The organism is Pseudomonas sp. DWP2-2, assembly GCF_049897065.1.
Taxonomy (GTDB): Bacteria; Pseudomonadota; Gammaproteobacteria; order Pseudomonadales; family Pseudomonadaceae; genus Aquipseudomonas; species Aquipseudomonas paracarnis.
Genome location: NZ_JAFCVN010000015.1, coordinates 1 through 20,618, shown reverse-complemented (window position 1 = coordinate 20,618; position 20,618 = coordinate 1). Strand labels below are relative to the sequence as shown.

Genomic DNA, 20,618 nt, shown 5'->3' with positions numbered 1-20,618 from the left:
CACTCGCCTCGCACTGACCGAAGCTTGGAACTTTGCTGCCCAAGCTTTCGGACGCCTGCATGTCAAAGTCTCGCCGTTACTCCATCATCGGCCTGTGCGCCCTGTTGCTGATCGTACTGATCACCTGGTTTTTCTCCCGTACCCCGGCAGTGGCCGTCCCCCCGGCCATCGCCCATGGCTATTCCAAGGCCTTGAAGCAGGCGCATAATGGCGAGCCGGGCGCCGCACGTGTGTTGTACCAACAGCTCGGCCGGCCGGACCTGTTGCCCGAGCGCCGCGCCGCCTTGCACGCCGAGCTGCCCAATTACCCCAGCCCCCAGGCGCTGAAACTGGCCGATAAAGACCTCGCCGATAAGTCGGCGCTGGTGCGCGAAGCCGCGATTCACAGCATCGTCGGCTTGGTGCCCACTGGCCAGCGCACCTTACTGCTCGGCCCGGTGCTGGACGATCCGGAACAATCGGTGCGCTTTGCGGCCGCCAACGCCTTGCTCGGCCTGTCGCCCGATACCCTGGGTTTGTACTTTGGCCCACTGCAGCAGGTGCTCGACGAATTCGTGACAACGCTGAAGGCCCAGCCCGAAACGGCTGAAGGCTGGATTCAATTGGCGCGCCTGTACATCCACAGCGCCCTGCTGCCGGAGGCGCAAAACGCCCTGGAGCAGGCAATGCGCTTGCAGCCGGACAACCTGCAAGCGGTGGTATCGCAAATCGAACTGCTGGACAAACAAGGAAAGACTGACGAGTCGCGTCAACTGCTGGCCCGACAATTGGCTGCGCACCCCGAATCGGCCTACCTGCAACATGCTCTGGGCATGTGGCTGCTGCACCATGGCGAGCGGCCCTACGCCCTGCTCGGCCTGTCCAAGGCGGTGGAGCTTGCGCCGGACAACCCGGATTATCGCTACGACCTGGCCACGACCCTGCACGCCCAGGACGAAGTAGAGGCGGCCCAGCGCCAGTTGGAAGAAATCGTCCAGCGTCACCCCGCCAACCGCAAAGCCCGCGTGCTGCTGGTCACCTACTGGAAAGAGACCGGCCAGTTGCAGAACGTCCAGGTGCTGCTCGCTCAACTGGAGCAACAGAACCCGGATGATCCGGCGCTACAGCAGGGCCTGTAGGAGCGAGCTTGCTCGCGAAGATCGTTAACGATAACGCGGACTGCCTGGTTCACCGTGGCGCCCTTCAGATCTTCGCGAGCAAGCTCGCTCCTACACGGCTGCATTTCTTACAAAACGTTGAACCGCTACGTGCCACTACGGTCAAGTGAATATGGCGCGTCCCATTCGGCGTGCCCCTCTACTTGTACGTGACCTGAGGGCACTTCTTGAGTACATCCAAACAGCTGTTGAGTGAAAAGGCGGCCACCGGCGTCGAAGGTCTTGATGACATTCTTGCCGGGGGGCTATCGCGAAGCCACGTGTTTTTGCTCGAAGGCGAACCCGGCACCGGTAAAACCACCGTGGCCCTGCATTTTCTGCGGGCCGGTGCGCAGAACGGCGAACGTTGCTTATATATCACCCTGTCCGAAACCGAGCACGAACTGCGCCAGGGTGCCAAATCCCACGGCTGGGACTTGGATGAGCATATTCATATCTTCGAGCTGACCCCACCGGAAAGCCTGCTCAACGCCGATCACCAGCAAAGTCTGCTGTATTCCTCCGACCTGGAACTGGGTGAAGCCACCCGCCAGATCTTTGAAGTGGTAGAACGGGTCAAGCCGACCCGCGTGGTGGTCGACAGCCTGTCTGAGATCCGCCTTCTGGCGCAAAGCTCCTTGCGCTATCGCCGGCAGATCCTGGCGATCAAGCACTACTTCGTACGCTATGACGCCACCGTACTGCTGCTGGACGACCTGACCACCGAGTCCCTGGATAAAACCGTGCACAGCGTGGCCCACGGCGTGATTCGCCTGGAAGAACTGACCCCCACCTACGGTGCCGAGCGTCGGCGTATCCGCGTAGTGAAATACCGTGGCCAGAAATACCGTGGCGGCTTTCATGATTTCACCATCATGGGCGACGGCATTCACGTGTTCCCGCGCCTGGTAGCGGCCGAGCATCGCGGTGGTTATAACCGTCAAACGTTGAGCAGTGGCATCGAGGAGTTGGACTCTTTGCTCGGCGGTGGTATCGAGACCGGCTCCAGCAGCCTGATTCTCGGCCCGGCGGGCACCGGCAAGTCGCTGATCTCGATGATCTTCGCCGCCGCCGCCGTGGCGCGAGGCGAAAAGGCTGCGCTGTTTATCTTCGATGAAGAACTGGGCCTGCTGTTCGAGCGCATGAAAAACATGGGCATTGATCTCGCCGCGCTACGGGACACCGGCAACCTGCTGATCGAACAGGTAGACGCCGCTGAACTCTCCCCCGGCGAATTTTCGCACCGGGTTCGTCGCTGCGTGGATGAGCGCGGCATCAAGACGGTGGTCATCGACAGTATCAACGGCTACCAGGCCGCAATGCCTGAAGAAAACGCGTTGATCCTCCATATGCATGAGCTGTTGCTGTACCTCAACCGCCGCGGTGCCGCGACCTTCATGACGGTGGCCCAGCACGGCCTGGTGGGCGATATGCAGACCCCGGTCGACATCACCTACCTGGCTGACACCGTGATCCTGCTGCGTTACTTCGAGGCTCTGGGCAAAGTTCGCCGGGCCATTTCGATCATCAAGAAAAGGACTGGCTCCCATGAGTCGACTATCCGCGAATATCGCATCGGCAGCCGTGGCATGACCGTGGGTGTTCCCCTGGATAACTTCCAGGGTGTGCTGCGCGGCATTCCAACCTATATGGGCGCCGGCTCCCCTCTGCTCAAGGATGAGGGCTAGTGCCGGCCCTCTCCCCCATCTCCGAGCGCGCCATCGTGCTGGCGCCCATGGGCCGCGATGGTTCATTGGCGCTGATGATGCTTAACGAAGCCGGCTACAGCGGGATCGTCGCCAGCAACCTGGGGCAAGTGTGCGAAGAACTGGCGCAAGGCGCCGGCCTGCTCATCATTGCCGCCGAGGCGCTGCGTGGCGTAGACCTTGAACCACTGCTCGAGCAATTGCACCAGCAGCCGGCGTGGTCCGACCTGCCGATCGTGCTGATGACCCATCATGGCGGCAAAGAGCAGAACGGCTCCACCCGGCTCAGTGGCTTGCTGGGCAACGTGACGTTTCTGGAGCGGCCTTTCCACCCCATTACCCTGATCAGCCTGGTGAGCGCCGCGCTGCGCGGTCGGCGTCGCCAATACGAAGCACGGGACCGGTTGATTGACTTGAGCGAGAGTGAACTGCGGCTGCAGCGCACCCTGGAAACGCTTGAACAGCAAGTGGAAGAACGCACGGCTCAACTGCGCCATAACGAAGAGGCTTTGCGCCAGTCGCAGAAAATGGAAGCCGTCGGCCAGTTGACCGGCGGTATCGCCCATGACTTCAACAATATGCTCACGGGCATTATCGGCAGCCTGGAACTGCTGCGCAGGCGGGTATCCCGAGGCAAGCTGGATGACCTGGACAGCCTGATCGACCTGGGTGTGACCTCCGCCAATCGCGCGGCCAGCCTCACACACCGGTTGCTGGCGTTTTCGCGCCGACAATCGCTTGACTCCAAGCCCGTGCAGATCAATCAACTGGTGGCAGCCATGGGCGAGTTGCTGCAACGCAGCATCAACGAAAGCATCAGCCTGGACATGCGTCTGAGCGATGCCCTGTGGACCGCCGAAGCCGACCCGAACCAGCTCGAAAGCGCCTTGCTCAACCTGGTGATCAACGCGCGCGACGCCATGCCCACGGGTGGCACGCTGACCGTGGAGACCACCAATCGCCACCTCGACAGTGTCTTTACCGCCGCCTACGGCACCTTGACCCCGGGCGACTACGTAGAGCTGAGTGTCAGCGACAACGGTTGCGGCATACCGCAACATCTGATGGGCCGCGTGTTCGATCCGTTTTTTACCACCAAACCCATCGGCCAAGGCACCGGTCTTGGGTTGTCGATGATCTACGGCTTCGCTCGTCAGTCTCGTGGGCATGTGACCATCCACAGCGAAGTCAACCAAGGCACGACGGTCAGCCTGTTTCTGCCGCGCTTCATCGGTGAGCCCCAGGCACAGGCGCCGCTCAACCCGACACTGCTGCCGTTTGCCAATGCTGGGGAAACGGTGTTGATTGTCGAGGATGACCCCGCGGTTCGGGTGCTGGTCAGCGCTGTGCTCAAAGAACTGGGGTATGGGTTTATCGAGGCTGGGGATGCGAATACGGCGGTGCCGATTATTGAATCCGAACAGCGCATTGACCTGATGATCAGCGATGTCGGCCTACCCGGTATGAACGGCCGGCAACTGGCGGAAATCGGCCGGCAGATTCGTCCTCAACTCAAGGTATTGTTCATCACCGGCTATGCCGAGCATGCCGCCGTGCGAGGGGGATTCCTGGATCCGGGCATGCAGTTGATCACCAAGCCGTTTACCTTCGATTTATTGACCGCCAAGGTCCGAGAAATGATCAGGGCCTGAGGCGGTCACGCCACCTAAAAAGAAGAGCGTCGAGATGCGCAGAGTCTCAAGTTGTGCGGTATTACGCCAATAACCGCTGGATATGCTCCTGCAGCGTATCCAGATCGAACGGCTTTGCCAGGATCGGCGCATTGCGCGTGATGGGGCTGTGGCAGTCCAGAATTTCCTGCGGGTACCCGCTGATAAAGATCACCTTCAGCTCCGGACGCAATTTGATTGCCGGCTCGGCAATTTGCACGCCCGAGATCCCACCCGGCAGGCGGTAATCGGTCACCATCAAGTCCAGGTGCGGTTTGGTCGCAAGGATTTCGAAGGCCTGCTCCCCGTCGATCGCCTTCAAGACCCGGTAGCCCAAGCCTGCCAGGTACTCGCCCAGCACAAACATAATGGATTCGTCGTCCTCGACGATCAGTACGACATCTTGTGCATCTTCACTCATGGGAAGCCTTTGTCCGGTCAATTGCTGCAGTTACGACCATGGGGTCACGCAGAGGTTGCGTCGGGGTGACGATTGATTTCACTCGGCCACTTCCAAAGGCAGGCATACCCGGAACAGGGCGCCCTCACCTATCTGACTCTCGACCTCAATCGTGCCGCCATGGGCCGCCACGATCTGCTCGGAAATAAACAGGCCCAGGCCCAGGCCGGCTGCGGAATGGTTGGCCGAAACCCGTTCGAACTGTTGGAAAATACGCTTCTGGTTCTCCTCGCTGATACCAATGCCATGGTCGCGTACCTCTACCCGCGCTTCGCCATGCTCGGTATACACCCGCACCTGCACCGGGCTCTTGGCTCCGTAGCGCAGGGCGTTGGTCAGCAGGTTGGTGATCACCTGCTCGATACGGAACTCATCCCAGCAGCCTTGCACCGGGCTTTCGGCCTGCAATTGCATGGACGACTCGGCGGCTGCCACTTGCGGCGCGAAGTTATCCACCAGGTTGCGTACCAGTTGCGCCAGGTCGATGCGTGCCGGGCGAATCGACAGCTTGCCGGTACGGATACGCGACACGTCGAGCATGTCCTCGATCAGGCGGATCAAGCTCTGGATCTGGCGCTCATCGCGGTCAACCATGGCGCGCATCTTGTCCAGGGTAAACGCCGCGGCGTTGTCCCGGGCCAGGTGCATCTTGCGCAGTTGGGTCTCCAGAATCAGCCCGTTGAGGGGCGTACGCACTTCGTGGGCGACAATCGACATGAAGTCGTCACGCATGCGCACCGCCTGTTCCAGCTCGGCCTGGGTGGCCTGCAGGCGCGTGAGCAACAGCTCCTGCTCACGGCGGCTGCGCTCCAGTTCTTCAACTTGCAGCTTCATCGCCTTGCTCTGCCGATACAGGTCGACGAACACATTGACCTTGCTCTTGACCGCATGGATATCCAGCGGCTTGTGCAGGAAGTCCACCGCGCCGCTTTCATATCCCTTGAAGGCGTAGTTGAGTTCGCGGCCAGCGGCGCTGACGAACACGATGGGGATGTTCTTGGTCTTTTCGGTGCCGCGCATCAGTTCGGCCAGTTCGAAACCGTTCATGCCAGGCATCTGCACGTCGAGGATCGCCATGGCGAATTCATGTTCCAGCAACAGGGACAACGCCTCGTCGGCACTCAATGCCTTGAAGACCTGGCGATCCTCACGCTTGATCAGCGCCTCGAGGGCCAGCAGGTTTTCCGGCAGATCGTCGACGATCAGCAGTTTGGCCTGGACAGTACTTAACATGGGAAGGGTTCCAGGGAAGCCAGCAATGAGCCGATTCGGCTCAAGGAAAGAATATGGTCAGGTGTGTGCAAGGCCAGGGCCGCCAGGGGCATGACGGCAATGCGTGCCTCTTGTGGGTCCTGCACGATGGTAATGCCACCCGATTGCTTGACGTGGGCCAGCCCGCTTGCGCCGTCCTGGTTGGCGCCAGTCAACAAAATGGCGAGCAGGCGAGGCCCATACACATCGGCCGCCGAGGAAAACAGGTAGTCGATGGCGGGTCTGGAATGGTGCACCCGGTCTTCCTGGCTCAGGGACAGGCTGCGGTCCTGCTCTACCGAGAGGTGATAACCGGGCCCGGCAAAGTACAAGGTGCCCGCCTCCAGCGCTTCTTTGTCCCTGGCCTCCTTGACCGGGATGTTCAGGCGCCGGGCAAAGACTTCTGCCAGTTGGCTGCGGCGCTCGTCCGGCAGGTGCAGCACGGCAATGATCGGCAGCGCGAAGGTGCTCGGCAACTGGCCGAAAATACTCAGCAACGCCTCAACGCCGCCGGCGGAAGCGCCGACGACGATGGCTTCGATCCCCGAAATCGGGGTGTCTGGCGCGTCGCTCATGATTTTCGGTAAATCCGTTCCTGCTTGACCAAGGGCTCGAATTGCTTGCTGTAGGCGGAAAAATCCAGGGTTTCCTTGCTGCCCAGCACCAAAAAGCCGCGATGACACAGCGACTCATGAAACAAGCCAAACGCTCGATCTTGCAATTTTTTATTGAAATAAATCAATACGTTACGACATGAAATTAATTGAGTTTCTGAGAATACGCTGTCGGTCGCAAGGCTGTGGTCGGCAAAGGTCACGTTCTCGCGCAATGTCTTGTCGAAGATCGCGTAATCGTAAGCCGCTGTGTAGTAGTCGGCAAATGACCGTTGCCCGCCGGCCTGCTGATAATTGGCGGTGTAGGCGCGCACGTTCTCCAGGGAAAAGATGCCCTGCTTGGCTTTGTCCAGCGACGCGGGGTTGATGTCCGTGGCGTAGATGATGGTGCGTTCCAGCAAGCCTTCTTCACGAAGCAGGATGGCCATGGAGTACACCTCCTCGCCCGTGCTGCAGCCGGCAATCCAGATCTTGATCGACGGGTAGGTCTTGAGCAGCGGCACGACTTCCTGGCGAATCGCGAGGAAGTGCGACGGGTCGCGAAACATCTCGCTCACCGGAATGGTCAAGAATTGCAGCAACTGCATGAACGCGGCCGGGTCGTGCAACACGCGCTCTTGCAGTGCGGAAATGGTCGCGCAGTCGAACTGACGCAAGGCATGGGCCACACGGCGTTTGACCGACGCGCCCGAGTAGTCGCGAAAGTCATAGCTGTACTTGAGGTAAATCGCCTCGATCAACAGGCGCAGCTCAATATCGCTGCTCTTATCCAAGAAACACTGCTCCACTTAAATGCGTTCCATCTTCGGTAGCCATACGCGAATCAGTGAGAACAGGCGGTCCAGGTCAATCGGCTTGGCCAGGTAATCGTTTGAGCCTGCTGCCAGGCAACGTTCCTGATCGTCCTTCATGGCCTTGGCCGTCACGGCAATGATTGGCAGTTTTTTCCAGCGTGGGTCCTGGCGGATCAAGGCGGTGGCCTCGTAACCGTCCATCTCCGGCATCATCACGTCCATCAGCACCAGGTCGATATCGTCCACTTCATTGAGCTTGTCGATGGCTTCCTGGCCGTTACGCCCGATCACCACCACAGCGCCTTTGTGCTCCAGGGCGCTGGTCAGGGCGAAGATATTGCGTACGTCATCGTCCACCAGCAGGATCTTGCGCCCCTCGAAGACCTTATCGCGGCTGCGGGCAGTCTTGAGCATCTTCTGGCGGTCATGGGACAACTGGGATTCGACTTTGTGCAGAAACAGCGTGACTTCATCCAGCAGACGCTCAGGCGAGCGCGCCCCCTTGATGATGATCGAGCGTGAATACTTGCGCAGTTCGGCCTCTTCATCCCGGGTCAGGTTACGCCCGGTATAGACGATTACTGGCGGGAACGAGCAGATGTCCTCGGTGGCCATACGCTTGAGCAGCTCGTTGCCGAGCATGTCCGGCAGCTTGAGGTCGATGATCATGCAGTCGTAGATAGTGGTGCGCAGCAGGTCGAGGGCCTCCTGGGCGAAGCCTACGGCGGTGATCTCGATGTCATCGTCGCCGATCAGGCGGGCAATGCTGTCGCGCTGCAGGTCGTCGTCTTCCACCAGCAGGATGCGCTTGACCTTCTGGGTCAACTTGGCTTCCAGGCGCGCAAACACGTCCTTGAGCTCTTCGCGGGTAGTGGGCTTGACGGCATAACCGATGGCGCCCATGTGCATGGCGGCTTCGACGCGGTCTTCCACGGAAATCACATGCACGGGGATATGGCGCGTGTTGGCGTGTTCCTTGAGGCGTTGCAGCACGGTCAGCCCGGAATGGTCTGGCAGGCGCATGTCCAGCAGGATCGCGTCGGGGATGTACTGCTCGGCAAGGCTATAGCCCTCGTCGGCACCGTGGGCTACCAGGCAGTGGTAACCCAGTTCGTGAGCGAGGTCGAACAGGATTCGCGCAAAATTCGGCTCGTCTTCCACCACCAGGATGCAGCGGGTGCTGAACGGTGCTTTTTCTCGGTCGTCGGCAAAGCGTGGGATCAGCTTGGCGTCGGCCACCGGCAATGGCGACACCTTGACGGGCGCCGGTGCCGGCGCGACCACCACTTGACGCGGTGGCTCGATCGGCGCTGCGTCCTCGTCGCGTTCGACATACTGTTCAGGCAGTACAAGCGTGAAAATACTGCCTTTGCCCGGTTCGCTGGTCACACTGATATAGCCGCCCAGCAAGGTGGCCAGGTCACGGGAAATCGACAAGCCCAGGCCAGTACCGCCGTAACGGCGATTGGTGGTTCCGTCGGCCTGGCGGAAGGCTTCGAAGATGCTTTCCTGCTGATCCGGGGCGATACCTATGCCGGAATCGCGCACGGTAAAGGCAATGCCCTCCCCCGGCGCGCGTGACACCGACAGGCTGACCTCGCCCTGTTCGGTGAACTTGATGGCGTTGGACAACAGGTTCTTGAGGATCTGCTCCAGGCGTTGGCGATCAGTAAACAGCAGGGTTGGCGAGCCTTGCTGCACGTCCACCTGGAAGCCCAGTTTGCGGTCCATTGCCAGCGGCTCGAACATGCCGCGCAGGCCATCCACCAGGCGTTCGACGCTAGCGTTTTCCGGGCGCACTTCCAGCTTGCCGGCTTCGACCTTGGAAATATCCAGGATGTCGTTGATCAGGTTGAGCAAGTCATTGCCGGCTGAATAGATCGATTCGGCAAACTTGACCTGCTCGGCGCTGAGGTTTTCCTGGGGGTTATCTGCCAGCAGTTTGGCCAGGATCAGCGAGCTGTTCAGCGGTGTGCGCAGCTCGTGAGACATGTTGGCCAGGAATTCGGACTTGTACTTGCTGGAACGCTGCAGCTCATCGGCGCGGTCTTCCAGCTCCAGTTGGGCCTGGTTCAGCTCGATGTTCTTGCGGTCCATGGCGTCGCGCTGTTCGGCCAGGGTCTGGGTCTGTTCGGCGAGTTGCTCGTTGGTCTGCTCCAGCTCAGCCTGCTGGGTTTCCAGGTGGGCCTGGGACTCCTTGAGGATGCGCGACTGTTCTTCCAGCTCTTCGTTGGCGGTCTTGAGCTCTTCCTGCTGTACTTGCAGTTCTTCGTTGAGCTGCTGGGTCTCGGCCAGCACTTCCTGCAAGCGCTGGCGATAGCGCGCGGCTTCGATGGAGGTGCCGATATTGCCGGCGATCAGTTCCAGCAGTTCGATATCACGCTCATCCAGCGGGCGCAGGAAACCCAGCTCGACCACGCCATTGACACGGTCATCATCGCTGGTTGGCACCACCAATACGCTGCGGGCGGCCCCTTCACCGAGGCCGGAACTGACCTTGAAGTAATCCACCGGCACATCGTCCAGGCGAATCAGGCGATCGCGCTGGGCGGCCTGCCCGACGATGCCTTCGTCGCTGTAGATCGACTGTTCCTGTTGTTCCTGCTCGCGGGAGAAGCCATACGTGGCCACACGCTTGAGGCCGCCGTGTTCTTCGCGCACGTACAGCGCCGCGACGGCCGAGCCCATGTACTGGGCGAAGAACTGCAGGATATTGCGTCCCAGCATGTTCAGGGTCAGTTGGCCCAGCACTTGCTCGGCCAGCTCGGTCTGGCCATTGCGCAGCCAGGCGGTTTGCTCCAGGCGCCGTGCAATCTTCTGTTGTGACGCGAGGTTTGCGCTGTAACTCTTTGAAAGTGAAATTAAATTCTTCCTGCCGATGTAGGCCAGAAAACCACTCAGCCCCAGTACAAACGCCAGGTACAACGTGACACTGATCACCGTCGTGCGGGTAACCTCTGCGTTACGGGTGATACGGAACTGTTGTTCCATCGCCACCGCGTCCTCATATTCCTTGCGAATTTCATCGGTGAGCCGCTTGCCCCGGCCCGCCTTGACCGCGCCCCGGTAATCACCGCTGTTGCGCTGCAGCTCAATCATCGACTGTGCGTAGTTGTTCCATTCGGTTTGCAAGGTTTCCAAGCGCTTGAGTCGGTCGACCTGCTGCGGGTTGTCGGCCACAAGATCCTGCAAATTGCGCAGGTCGGCAATGATCCGCGGCTTGGCCACTTCGTACGGATCAAGGAAGTGCTCGTCACCGGTGATCAGGAACCCGCGCATACCCGTTTCCAGGTCAACCGTCAGTTTGGACGTCTCATTGAGGTTGTTAATGACGCGGTCGGTGTGCTCCACCCACTGGATCACCGAGAGCAAATAGGTAATCAGGCAGACGAAAAACACCGCGCTGAGCACGCCCACGCCCAAGGGCAGGGCCACGTTACGGCTCAGCAAGGTACGAAAGCTTTTTTCATCGACGGACGACGCGGGTGTCATGGGCATGCCTTGGCCAAATGCGGGAAAACCGCAAGTTTGCCCGAATAACGTCGCTCAACGCTATGTTTGTGCGTTGATTGGCAGCGGATGCGGTCTAGCTCATGGCGCCTGCACCTTGGTGAGTCAGCACGCAAGCGGACGGGACTTTTTGCGCCGCTAAGGTCACAATGCCAGCAATTGCTTCGGAACTTGCTGGCATTGTTATTACTCACAATCTAGTTGCCTTTAAGCCCAGCGCTCTCACTGTTCAGGAAAGTCCACTATGTCTCACACCTCCACCATCCTTGTAGTCGAAGACGACGCCATCGTGCGCATGCTGATCGTCGATGTCCTCGAAGAGTTGGAGTTCACGGTGCTCGAAGCCGCGGATGCTGGGGAAGCACTGGCGCTAGTGCAAAATACCGACAAGATCATCGACCTGATGATGACCGACGTTGGCCTGCCCGACATGGACGGCAAACAACTGGCGAACAAAGTCCGCGAACTGCGCGCGACCCTGCCTATCCTGTTTGCCAGCGGCTATGCCGAAAACATTGATGTACCCGAGGGTATGGAGGTGATTGGCAAGCCGTTTTCGATCGATCAGTTGCGTGACAAAGTCAAATCCATGCTCTAACGCCCCTTCCCCATGGTCCTTTGCAGAGATTAACGTGACGACCGGCCAATAAAACAGGAAACTCAGCGCCTTCACGCCACGCTCTCAGATAGCACTCAGGAAGGACGCAACAACATGATTGGAAAACCGACGCGCCTGCTGTTGGCGAGCCTCTCGATACTCATGAGCTCCGGCGCCTGGGCTGACTTCACCGCAAGCCCCAGCGAAGCCAGGGCCATTGCCAAGGAAGCCTACTTGTACGGCTTCCCGGTGGTGCAGATGTACAAGACGCTCTACACCCAGGCCGTTGATAAAGGCGGTGCCCACTTCAAGGCGCCGTTCAACCGTATCGAAAACAGCGCCCAGGTGCTCACCCCCAAGGACAACGCAGTTACCACCCCGAACGTCGACACGCCCTACTCGTTCGTGTGGATGGACTTGCGCAAAGAGCCGCTGGTGCTGACCCTGCCCAAGATTGAAGACAACCGCTATTACTCGGTGCAGTTGATCGACCTCTATACGCAAAATTTCGCCTACCTGGGCACCCGCAGTACCGGCAATAACGGCGGCCACTACATGATCGCCGGGCCAGACTGGAAAGGTCAGCAGCCGGTGGACATCGACCGTGTGGTCTACAGCGAAAGCAACATCGCCTACGCCCTTTACCGCACTCAACTGTTTGACGACAAAGACCTGAGCAAGGTCAAGCAGATCCAGAGCGGCTACAAGGTGCAGGCGCTGAGCAGTTATGTGAAGCAACCCGCCCCCGCCAACGTGCCGAAGATCCAATGGCCCAAGCCGATGGCGACGATGACCGAAGGCCCGCAGCTGTTTCGCTACCTGAACTTCATGCTGGCCTTCGCCGCGCCCCAGGACAATGAAAAAGACCTGCTGGCGCGCTTTGCCAGGATCGGTATTGCGCCGGGCGCGCCGTTCAAAGTCAACCAGTTGACCGCCGAGCAGCGCAAGGCTCTGGAAGACGGCATCGCCGATGGCCGCGCAGAATTCGCCGCGTTCAAGAAGGCCAAGGTCGACACCCACCAAGTAACCGGCGCAGACCTGTACGGCAGCCGCGATCACCTGCAAAACAACTACCTGTACCGCTACGCCGGTGCCGAGCTGGGGATGTTCGGCAACTCCAGTGATGAAGCCGCGCACTTGAGCTACGTCATTGACAGCGAGGGCAAGCCGGCCAATGGTGCACGCCACAGCTACACCGTGCATTTTGCCAAGGATCAGTTGCCGCCGGCTGATGCGTTCTGGTCGCTGACGATGTATGACGCAAAGACCAAATTGCTGGTGCCGAATCACAAGAAGCGCTACCTGATCAACTCGCAGATGCTGCCCACCCTCAAGCTCGATGCCGATGGTGGCTTGACCCTGGCGCTGCAGCACCACGAACCTCCCAAGGCTGAGCAGAGCAACTGGTTGCCGGCCCCACCCGGCCCGTTTTACGCGGTCTTGCGCATTTACCTGCCCAAGCCTGAAGTTGGCAGCGGCCAGTGGAAGCTACCAGCGTTGACGCCGCTTAAATAAGCTCGGCGAATAAAAAAAGCGCGACGGGCGATGACCCGCCGCGCTTTTTTTTTGACTCAGTGTTTTTTCAGTTTCACGTAGGACTGGTGCAGGTCTGACGCCCAACCGTCGATGACGCTTTTTACATCGTCGGCCTTCATCACTTGGGAGTCATTAGCCAGCGGCTTGCCGGTGCCTTTGCGCACCACTTGGGCCAGCACTTTATGAGTGGCGCCATCGATGAACTGCGCCTCGGTGCCCAGGGTGGTTTCCTGGTCGCGAATGCCGGTGCCCGTGCTCACTGCCGCAGCCACCAGGGCGACGGGAATAAACTCATATGGCTTGAGACTCTCGGTCTTGCTGCTCACGGCGGTAATCGCCGCTCTCACAACAATTACCCCTGGGCCTGGGGCATTGGCCACGGGCAGTGACTGACCCAGCTCGCGCTTGAGCGCCTGGTTGTAATAGTCATTGATGCCCCGCAACGTGCTCTCGGGAATTCGGGAAGTGGCCTGGGGCTTGGGGTAAAACTGGGTAGGCTCGATGTAGACCGCGGTGTAGCGGCTCAGGTCCAGCTGTGGATCAACCCAGCGCATCACCTCAGCCCCCGACGGTGACTTGGCTTCCTTGAGCTGGCTGTAGTTGGAAAGGAACCCTGAATATTCATTCGGTTGCACCACTTTGCTGGCGCAACCAACCAAACCGAGCGAGGCGACGCACACTGTGCCGATTATTAGCCTTAGCTTCATTAGTGAACTCCCTGGCGACCATCATCGTAAGAATGAGCTATAGGTATAGCCAATACTTGGGCAGCACACCTGATTTCGCTCGGCGCCAGCCAGTACATGCGTTAAACATTCAGGTCAGAAGCGGAAATCGGAATCCGCGATTCGCCCATATATGTTCACCATGAAGTCTTCTTTTTTGTCGCCATCGAAATCGAAACGCAAAAAGGTGAGATTATGGCTGCGATAATATTCGTGGGTGAAGGTGAGTCGAGGGTGGGCTGCGCGCAGGGCTGAAATATCCAATTTATCCTTGCCGCTGACGAAATCCATTATTACGGTGTTTGCGAAGCTGGCAGATGAGTCGTTCGCGCCGATAACGAAGGTATTTTTACCCGGCCCGCCTGTCAGCCGGTTAAAACCCGAGTTCGCCTTGACATAAAGAATGTCATCGCCCTCGCCGCCCTCCAGTTCGTTACCGACGTCATTGCCAATTAAAATGTCATTGCCCGCACCGCCAATAGCCCGTTCGATGGTGACGCCATTGGCGATCGAAACGTTGCCTAGGCCTCCCCCAACATTAGAGAAGCTGCCCGATTTCAAGTTGAGAACCTGATCTTGCCTGAAGGCGGAGAAATCGAAGGTGTCATTACCATCGGCGTCCCACACGCAAAACACCGGCAAGTCGTCGCTCGACTGCAGTTTGAATACGTCACGATCAGCATTGGAGTTAAAGCCATACGTCGTATCCCCGGTCCGCGTTTGGAGGTTCGCACCAAATTTATCTTGCGTGACTGCAATATCATCCATCATCAGCGCACTTGAATACTGAGTCTTATCACCATGGAACTTATTAAAGCGATGGTCTGAGCGGGTTTCCAGAAAAGGACTCCTTACCGTGTAAGCCGACGTATTTTCCGCGTAGTTGCTTCTCGATACTGCAGACGCTGGGTCAGGAAGACCTAATTTAAAGGCCACAGCCTTTGCAATGATGTGACGCCCAAAACTATTGGGTTTTACCAGCTCATCGGCATGGCGCTGGTTCAGCGATACCTGCACCTTGCCGGGCTCGTCATCGGACACGGGCGTATACCAGGGGGCCTGCCACTTGAAGCTACCGCCATCAACCTTGATCTGCATATGATGGGATTGTGCATTGACAGACTCTTTGAACCGAATATTTGCAGTATCGCTGAAATTATTCAGGGTCTCACGGATCACGCCTTTTTGTGCTTCTGTGAACTGGCTGGTCGTGCCCCCCGTTTCGGGACGATTGGCGAACTCATACGTCACCTCCGCAGGGTCCCCGGAACCCAGTGAACCGGCAAATCCGGCTGCACCTTTTGACCCTTTTAATACTTGGTCCATGGACAATGAAACTTGGCGATGTTTAATCTTATCGCCGCGGTCGTCAGCATGAGCAATTTCAACGACAGTCCTGTGTGCAACGCTGGTGGCGCATGCTCTTGCCAACGCAATGTTCGGATCAATATTCATGAGGTAGTCCTATGGGAACTTGGCATTTGTCTACTCGCCTGACGGCAGGCCGGCGACCTGCGTATCAGTGGTATTCCTACGCAAAACAGTTCCAAAAACTCACCTGGCAGCCGACGCCTATCTACCTCATGCTCCGCGACCCAGCGGTGGGAGCGTGGCCTCGGCCCTGGGCGCATCGAACGAAGGATGCTCTGATAGAAGGCGCTGCCACTGCATCCGAAACCAGGGCGTGAATGGCGCTCGGGGCTCTGCAAGCTGGGCCGTTATTTCGGCGCGGGTCAGCCACTTGATATCGCTGACTTCCTCTGGGACGGGCGAGACCTCAGCGTCAGATTGAGCAACCAGCACATGACAGAGTTCATGCTCGGCGCCGATCGAGCCAAACAAAGCATGATACTCAAAGTAATAGAGAGCTCGACACGAAGCCCAGACGCCTAGCTCTTCACGCAGACGACGAGAGGCGGCATCCAGAATAGTCTCTCCAGGTGCCGGATGACTGCAGCAGGCATTCGACCAGAAACCTGCCCAGAGCATTTTATCCGCCGCCCGACGCTGAAGCAGATGACGCCCACGGCTGTCAATCAAGTGCACTGAAAAAGCGCGATGAAGCTGCCCAGCTCCCAGGTGAGCATCGCGTTTATCGCACACGCCAATCTGTACATCCTGTGCGTCGACTAACACTACCTCGTGGATCATGCTGGATCTCCTTTTGTGCAATGAGGCGCGCACGCCACACAGTATCGAGCTAAAGAATTTGTCCCCAGGCACTGACCAAGGTCAACGCGGCGTCGGTGAACGCTGGATCGGCACGCAGCATGACCATGGCATCCAGCTCTGCCTGGGTGAGTAACCCAAGTTCCAACAATGCAGGCCCTGCCTGCGCGGTGGTTGCCGCCCAGAAGGCATCTGCCGGGCTGTTGTCGCCGATTCGGCCTTCGAGGGTGCGATGCCCCACGTTGACAAGCCCCCGGTCACGTAGCCGATCAGGCAGTCGATCGGCCCAGAACATGTCAGACCCGATGGACTGCTCCAACAGTGTGATTCCGGCCTGGGCTACTTTGCGCAACAACGGGTTCGTCGTTCTGAGGCTCGGTTGCAGGCTCACATCTTCGATCACCAACCAGCCTCCGGGACGTAACCAAGTGGCGGCTCGCGTCACTATCTCCTCGCGGTCAGTGAGGTGGCACAGCAACGCCCGGGCGTGCACCACGTCAAACGATGCGGCAGGAAAATCATCGGTCGTGACATTGTGGGTCATCACCTTGATGCCGGGGATATCGACCAGGAAGCGGGTATCGATATCCGTGGCGGTAACCGTTGCGTCGGGATATCGCTGGCTCAACCAGCCGGCGAGCGATCCGGCACCGGCGCCCAGATCAAGGATGGCGGGCGCGTCCGGCAGATCCAATCGTTCAAAAACCTTATGGCTTAACGGGTCAAAGGCGCGCTCCAGGGTTTGCAACCTCGCCAATTGGCCTGCGTGTTGGTCCGCGAGATAGCTGCGGGTGTAGCCGGGTTGCTCGGTGGAAACAGATGTGGTCAAAGCACGACCTCCAATTGATCAGGGCAGCGATTGAGAAACCCGCGCTCTTCGGGCTTGAACCCCGGAGCCCAGCGCAGGTTGGGAAAGGTCTGCAGCAGCATGCGCGCACCGATCGTGATCTCCATCCGGGCGAGCATGGAGCCCAGGCAGAAGTGGCGCCCCGCTCCGAAAGCGAAATGGCTGGTCGCCTGTTCGGCGCGCAACATATTGAAGGTGTCCGGGTCGCTGAACCGGGCCGGATCACGGTTGGCTGAACCGATCAGGCAGGCCAGGGTTGCGCCACCCGGAATTGTTCCCGAGGGCAGTTGCAGCGGTTCAGTCGCCTCCCGCAGCACAAGTTGCAATGGCGGGTTGCGTCGCAGGGTTTCAGTGAGGGCGTTGTCCATCAGTGCTGGATCAGCGATCACCGCCTCTTTCACGCCAGGTTCGCTCAACAGGTTGACAATCAGATTCGCCAGGGCGCCGTGACTGGTCTCGCTGCCTGCCGTCATCAGGATCGCGCAATAGGACCGTACAAAGGACTCGGACAACGGCTGGTCGTCAATGCGTGCCGCCAGGAGTTGTGAAATCAAGTCGTCCTTGGGTTCTATACGCCGAGCGTCGATGTAGGGCTGGATAAAGTGGTAAAAACTGTCTCGGTTGGATAACCCGCCAGTCAACAGTGCTGGGTCCTGACGATAGTTGCCCATGTACGCGAAGCCGATGGCACACCAACGCTTGAGCCGCTCCACCTCCTCTCGTGTGTGTGCCGGGAGGCCCAATGCATGAGCCATCACTCGCACCGGCAGCGCAGCGGTGAAATCGGCAATCAGGTCGACCTGAGGCCGGCCCTGCATACGCGCCAGCAAGTCTGCGGTCACTGCGGTGACAGACGCTTCGAGCGCCACCAGCGCCTTGCTGCGAAACGACGGGGTGAGCAATGCTCGGTGCTGGGCGTGTTCGCAGCCGTCCATGGTCACAATGGTGTGCCCCAGCAGCGGCCCAATCTGCCAGGTGTAGTTGCGATTGCTTGCCCCTGGGTGGGTCAGCGCGGCTTTGACATCCACATAGCGACTGACCAGCCACACATCGGTGGGCTCGTCGTACGCGATCGGAAGTGTGGTGCGTAAACGCTCATACAAGGGGTACGGGTCGATTTCGAACTGGCGGGACTTGAGGGTCGGCGGAGTCAGCGCCAGGTCCACTTGTCGGCTGTGCTGTACCGCGCAGCCATCGGCCTGTAGGTGATAGCGCGAAACGCTGCGATGCCAGTCCCCCGCCGCCCGGACAACCTGACGCAACCGGTCCGGATCGGTCGCAGCGCACGGCGGGTAATGGGCATGCTCGGTAGCGGCTGCCGTGAATTGAGCAACTGCCGTGTTGATCATCTGATGGGCTGCTTCTATCGCGCCAGGCCAGTCCAGGCCGGCGGTGTGCGCGAGTATTGACACCAGATTGAAGCGCTCGCCACACACCACATCTTTGGCAACCGAGTGGATATCGTTCGTCCACGCAATGATATCGGCAGCGTGCTTACGCAACCTGCTCCATGTTTCCACCTGCGCAGGATGCTCGTGCGGGTCCAGGGCTTCGGCACCATCGATCAGATCAAAAAAGAACAGGGCGCCGAAGGAATCCCGGCGCAACGGCAGATACTCAGCCAGGGCGAGCGCCGTATCGGTTTCTCGCATGCGTACCTGCGCCGCCTGCGCGCGCAGATGCTGGATTAAGTGCCCCGCCAGCCTCTGCCGCCAAGGCCCGCTGCCCCAACGCTGGGTCTCGGGCCACAAGTCATCGACCAGAACAGCCAGCATCGGGTCCTCGAACCGGTCGCGTTCACCTGACGGCACAGCATCGCCGCTGTCGGTCAACGCCTGCACGGCGGCGATGAAATGCTCCAGCGCGCCGTTTTCCGCCCAGGGTCCGTCATCAATACGGTCATCCAGCGTAAGCGCCCACAGGTACCAGCACACCAGAGTCTGCGCTCGGTGCGTGGGCGCCCGCCCGCACAATGCTATTCCCAGGTCGAGCAGTGCCGTGGTGGTCAACCGATGCGCGCCACGCCTGCCGATCAAACCGTATCGCTGCGCCCAAGCAAGCGCATGCGCACGCAGCCGTTCAGTGTCGGCACGCGGCGGTGCAACGGCGAAAGGTAGCTGGATATCGGGAATCGTGAGCGGCGCCGGTGACGAATGACTGTTGTGGCGGGTATCGGTGTCGCCTTCACAGTGTTGCGGTGCCATGAAACGCTCCTCTGGAATCAAACTTTCAGTAGGGCTGACCTTATTTGAAATCAAAAACTCTGGATGTGAGAGGTATCCGAAGGTCACTCGGCAATGGCGGTCTTTCGGCGTAGGGGAAAACGGAGCGTCGCCATCATGAGCGCTCAGGGGCTGCTCGGTCGTTCGTGCTGATTAGATATGGGGTTTTCAGCAAAATATACTGTCATTTCTCACAGGTATGGACGAGTCGCTCAGCACCGGACGATGACCGATCACCCACGTTGCTTGAACTGCTCCGGTGAATGGGTCGGCAACTGCGTATGACTCATCAGCCTCGAGTGGGTAAGGTGAAGGCTCATCCTTTTTCAGGAGCACCCTATGCGCACCATCGGCCTTATCGGCGGCATGAGCTGGGAGTCCAGCGCCGAGTATTACCGCCTTATAAACCAGCGCGTGCGCGACCGTCTTGGCCCGCTGCGCTCGGCGCAAGTGTTGATGTACAGCGTAGATTTCGGCCCGGTGGAACAGGCTCAGCATGCCGGGCGTTGGGACGATGCCGCGCTGATCCTGGAAGATGCCGCACGGCGCTTGCAGGCCGGGGGCGCTGATTGTGTGGTGCTGTGTACCAACACCATGCACTTGGTGGCACCGCGTATTGAGGCGGCGGTATCGATCCCCTTCCTGCATATTGCTGATGCCACGGCGGCGGCGGCTCTGGAGGCCGGGACCCTGACGGTAGGCTTGCTGGGTACCGCATTCACCATGGAGCAGGACTTCCTCAAGTCCCGCCTTGCCGCCCAGGGGCTTACCGTGCTGGTGCCAGACGCGGATGAACGCCAGGAGGTGCACCGAATCATCTATGAAGAACTGTGCGTGGGCATCATCAGTGACGCGTCACGCCAGGTGTATCAGCGGGTGATCCAGGCACTCGCTGCACAAGGCGCCCAGGCGATCATCCTCGGCTGTACGGAAATCTGCTTGCTGATCCAGCCCGAACACAGCGCCCTGCCGCTGCTGGACACCACCGCGTTGCATGCGCAGGCCGCAGTGGGGTTTGCCTTAGAGGCTTAGGTGTCTACACAACTTTGTGGTCCTTGCCTGAACGGGTATGTACTCGGTCTGATCCAACATCCTGGCGGGCGGTCAGACCGCTTTCGCGGGCAAGCCCGCTCCCACAGGGGATCTGTACCAGACGCTGATTCTGTGGGTAATGCATGACCCGTGTGGGAGCTGGCTTGCCTGCGATAGCGGTGGTTCAGTTGTAGATTCAGTGACTGACACTCCGCCTTCGCGCGCTTGCCCTAATGCCAGTCAGTTAAGAGCTAGAGCAGACAACCAGTGACTTGTGGCGAGGGAGCTTGCTCCCGCTGGACTGCGTAGCAGTCCCATTTTTGGGGCCGCTTCGCGCCCCAGCGGGAG

At 59.2% G+C, this 20,618-nt stretch carries 16 protein-coding genes; 6 read left to right on the top strand and 10 right to left on the bottom strand.

All coding sequences use genetic code 11. The features are described from left to right. Window positions 1–59 precede the first annotated feature (59 nt). The 3 genes from ACP7CZ_RS24065 to ACP7CZ_RS24055 all read left to right on the top strand — a co-directional run bounded on the left by ACP7CZ_RS24065 (window position 60) and on the right by ACP7CZ_RS24055 (window position 4,494). Complete coding sequence (locus ACP7CZ_RS24065) at window positions 60–1,118, top strand: tetratricopeptide repeat protein (RefSeq protein WP_198791286.1); 1,059 nt, start codon at window positions 60–62, stop codon at window positions 1,116–1,118. Window positions 1,119–1,324: 206 nt separating this feature from the next. Continuing rightward, window positions 1,325–2,824 (top strand): ATPase domain-containing protein, encoded by a 1,500-nt coding sequence (locus ACP7CZ_RS24060; RefSeq protein WP_034127457.1) that lies wholly within the window; start codon window positions 1,325–1,327, stop codon window positions 2,822–2,824. Beyond that, complete coding sequence (locus tag ACP7CZ_RS24055; RefSeq protein ID WP_034127458.1) at window positions 2,824–4,494, top strand: ATP-binding protein; 1,671 nt, start codon at window positions 2,824–2,826, stop codon at window positions 4,492–4,494. Before ACP7CZ_RS24060 ends, ACP7CZ_RS24055 begins: the two co-directional genes overlap by 1 nt. Window positions 4,495–4,555: 61 nt before the next feature. On the opposite strand, the gene ACP7CZ_RS24050 is transcribed toward ACP7CZ_RS24055, so the two are convergent. The 5 genes from ACP7CZ_RS24050 to ACP7CZ_RS24030 all read right to left on the bottom strand — a co-directional run bounded on the left by ACP7CZ_RS24050 (window position 4,556) and on the right by ACP7CZ_RS24030 (window position 11,123). Then, the gene (locus ACP7CZ_RS24050) at window positions 4,556–4,933 is read right to left on the bottom strand and encodes a response regulator (RefSeq protein ID WP_032897270.1); all 378 of its coding nucleotides are present in this window, start codon (window positions 4,931–4,933) and stop codon (window positions 4,556–4,558) included. A 78-nt stretch (window positions 4,934–5,011) separates the two neighbouring features. Beyond that, window positions 5,012–6,205, bottom strand: coding sequence for a hybrid sensor histidine kinase/response regulator (locus ACP7CZ_RS24045; RefSeq protein WP_034127459.1), 1,194 nt, complete (start codon window positions 6,203–6,205; stop codon window positions 5,012–5,014). After that, the gene (locus ACP7CZ_RS24040; RefSeq protein WP_054896518.1) at window positions 6,199–6,798 is read right to left on the bottom strand and encodes a chemotaxis protein CheB; all 600 of its coding nucleotides are present in this window, start codon (window positions 6,796–6,798) and stop codon (window positions 6,199–6,201) included. Before ACP7CZ_RS24040 ends, ACP7CZ_RS24045 begins: the two co-directional genes overlap by 7 nt. Further along, on the bottom strand, window positions 6,795–7,625 hold the full coding sequence (locus tag ACP7CZ_RS24035; protein ID WP_019817062.1) for a CheR family methyltransferase: 831 nt from the start codon (window positions 7,623–7,625) through the stop codon (window positions 6,795–6,797). The genes ACP7CZ_RS24040 and ACP7CZ_RS24035 overlap by 4 nt, the downstream gene beginning before the upstream one ends. Continuing rightward, entirely contained in the window at window positions 7,626–11,123 is a 3,498-nt protein-coding gene (locus ACP7CZ_RS24030) for a response regulator (RefSeq protein ID WP_054919026.1), read from the bottom strand. Window positions 11,124–11,385: 262 nt separating this feature from the next. On the opposite strand from ACP7CZ_RS24030, the gene ACP7CZ_RS24025 reads away from it, so the two are divergent. Both ACP7CZ_RS24025 and ACP7CZ_RS24020 read left to right on the top strand, forming a co-directional pair. Beyond that, window positions 11,386–11,739 (top strand): response regulator, encoded by a 354-nt coding sequence (locus ACP7CZ_RS24025; RefSeq protein WP_054896520.1) that lies wholly within the window; start codon window positions 11,386–11,388, stop codon window positions 11,737–11,739. 114 nt (window positions 11,740–11,853) lie between these two features. Next, the gene (locus ACP7CZ_RS24020; RefSeq protein ID WP_054896521.1) at window positions 11,854–13,254 is read left to right on the top strand and encodes a DUF1254 domain-containing protein; all 1,401 of its coding nucleotides are present in this window, start codon (window positions 11,854–11,856) and stop codon (window positions 13,252–13,254) included. A 56-nt stretch (window positions 13,255–13,310) separates the two neighbouring features. Here ACP7CZ_RS24020 and ACP7CZ_RS24015 read toward each other — a convergent pair whose 3' ends face one another. The 5 genes from ACP7CZ_RS24015 to ACP7CZ_RS23995 all read right to left on the bottom strand — a co-directional run bounded on the left by ACP7CZ_RS24015 (window position 13,311) and on the right by ACP7CZ_RS23995 (window position 19,220). Next, on the bottom strand, window positions 13,311–13,982 hold the full coding sequence (locus ACP7CZ_RS24015; protein ID WP_054896522.1) for a DUF3313 domain-containing protein: 672 nt from the start codon (window positions 13,980–13,982) through the stop codon (window positions 13,311–13,313). A 114-nt stretch (window positions 13,983–14,096) separates the two neighbouring features. After that, entirely contained in the window at window positions 14,097–15,455 is a 1,359-nt protein-coding gene (locus ACP7CZ_RS24010) for a M10 family metallopeptidase C-terminal domain-containing protein (RefSeq protein ID WP_054896523.1), read from the bottom strand. Between the two features lie 126 nt (window positions 15,456–15,581). Beyond that, window positions 15,582–16,151 carry an isopentenyl-diphosphate Delta-isomerase gene (idi, locus tag ACP7CZ_RS24005; protein ID WP_054896524.1) on the bottom strand — a complete coding sequence of 190 codons (570 nt, stop codon included), beginning with the start codon at window positions 16,149–16,151 and terminating at the stop codon, window positions 15,582–15,584. Window positions 16,152–16,200: 49 nt separating this feature from the next. Further along, complete coding sequence (locus ACP7CZ_RS24000) at window positions 16,201–16,998, bottom strand: class I SAM-dependent methyltransferase (protein WP_054896525.1); 798 nt, start codon at window positions 16,996–16,998, stop codon at window positions 16,201–16,203. Next, complete coding sequence (locus ACP7CZ_RS23995; RefSeq protein ID WP_072446612.1) at window positions 16,995–19,220, bottom strand: cytochrome P450; 2,226 nt, start codon at window positions 19,218–19,220, stop codon at window positions 16,995–16,997. The genes ACP7CZ_RS24000 and ACP7CZ_RS23995 overlap by 4 nt, the downstream gene beginning before the upstream one ends. A 357-nt stretch (window positions 19,221–19,577) precedes the next feature. On the opposite strand from ACP7CZ_RS23995, the gene ACP7CZ_RS23990 reads away from it, so the two are divergent. Beyond that, a complete protein-coding gene (locus ACP7CZ_RS23990; RefSeq protein ID WP_054896527.1) occupies window positions 19,578–20,270 on the top strand; it encodes an aspartate/glutamate racemase family protein in 693 nt (230 codons plus the stop codon). The last annotated feature ends 348 nt before the right edge of the window (window positions 20,271–20,618 follow it).

Excerpts from the sequence above, each read along its gene's own strand:
- ACP7CZ_RS24050 (WP_032897270.1), bottom strand. The coding sequence starts at position 4,933 with ATGAGTGAAGATGCACAAGATGTCGTACTGATCGTCGAGGACGACGAA.
- ACP7CZ_RS24030 (WP_054919026.1), bottom strand. The coding sequence starts at position 11,123 with ATGACACCCGCGTCGTCCGTCGATGAAAAAAGCTTTCGTACCTTGCTG.
- ACP7CZ_RS24025 (WP_054896520.1), top strand. The coding sequence starts at position 11,386 with ATGTCTCACACCTCCACCATCCTTGTAGTCGAAGACGACGCCATCGTG.
- ACP7CZ_RS24020 (WP_054896521.1), top strand. The coding sequence starts at position 11,854 with ATGATTGGAAAACCGACGCGCCTGCTGTTGGCGAGCCTCTCGATACTC.
- ACP7CZ_RS23995 (WP_072446612.1), bottom strand. The coding sequence starts at position 19,220 with ATGGCACCGCAACACTGTGAAGGCGACACCGATACCCGCCACAACAGT.
- ACP7CZ_RS24010 (WP_054896523.1), bottom strand. The coding sequence starts at position 15,455 with ATGAATATTGATCCGAACATTGCGTTGGCAAGAGCATGCGCCACCAGC.
- ACP7CZ_RS24015 (WP_054896522.1), bottom strand. The coding sequence starts at position 13,982 with ATGAAGCTAAGGCTAATAATCGGCACAGTGTGCGTCGCCTCGCTCGGT.
- ACP7CZ_RS24065 (WP_198791286.1), top strand. The coding sequence starts at position 60 with ATGTCAAAGTCTCGCCGTTACTCCATCATCGGCCTGTGCGCCCTGTTG.
- idi (WP_054896524.1), bottom strand. The coding sequence starts at position 16,151 with ATGATCCACGAGGTAGTGTTAGTCGACGCACAGGATGTACAGATTGGC.
- ACP7CZ_RS24040 (WP_054896518.1), bottom strand. The coding sequence starts at position 6,798 with ATGAGCGACGCGCCAGACACCCCGATTTCGGGGATCGAAGCCATCGTC.
- ACP7CZ_RS23990 (WP_054896527.1), top strand. The coding sequence starts at position 19,578 with ATGCGCACCATCGGCCTTATCGGCGGCATGAGCTGGGAGTCCAGCGCC.
- ACP7CZ_RS24045 (WP_034127459.1), bottom strand. The coding sequence starts at position 6,205 with ATGTTAAGTACTGTCCAGGCCAAACTGCTGATCGTCGACGATCTGCCG.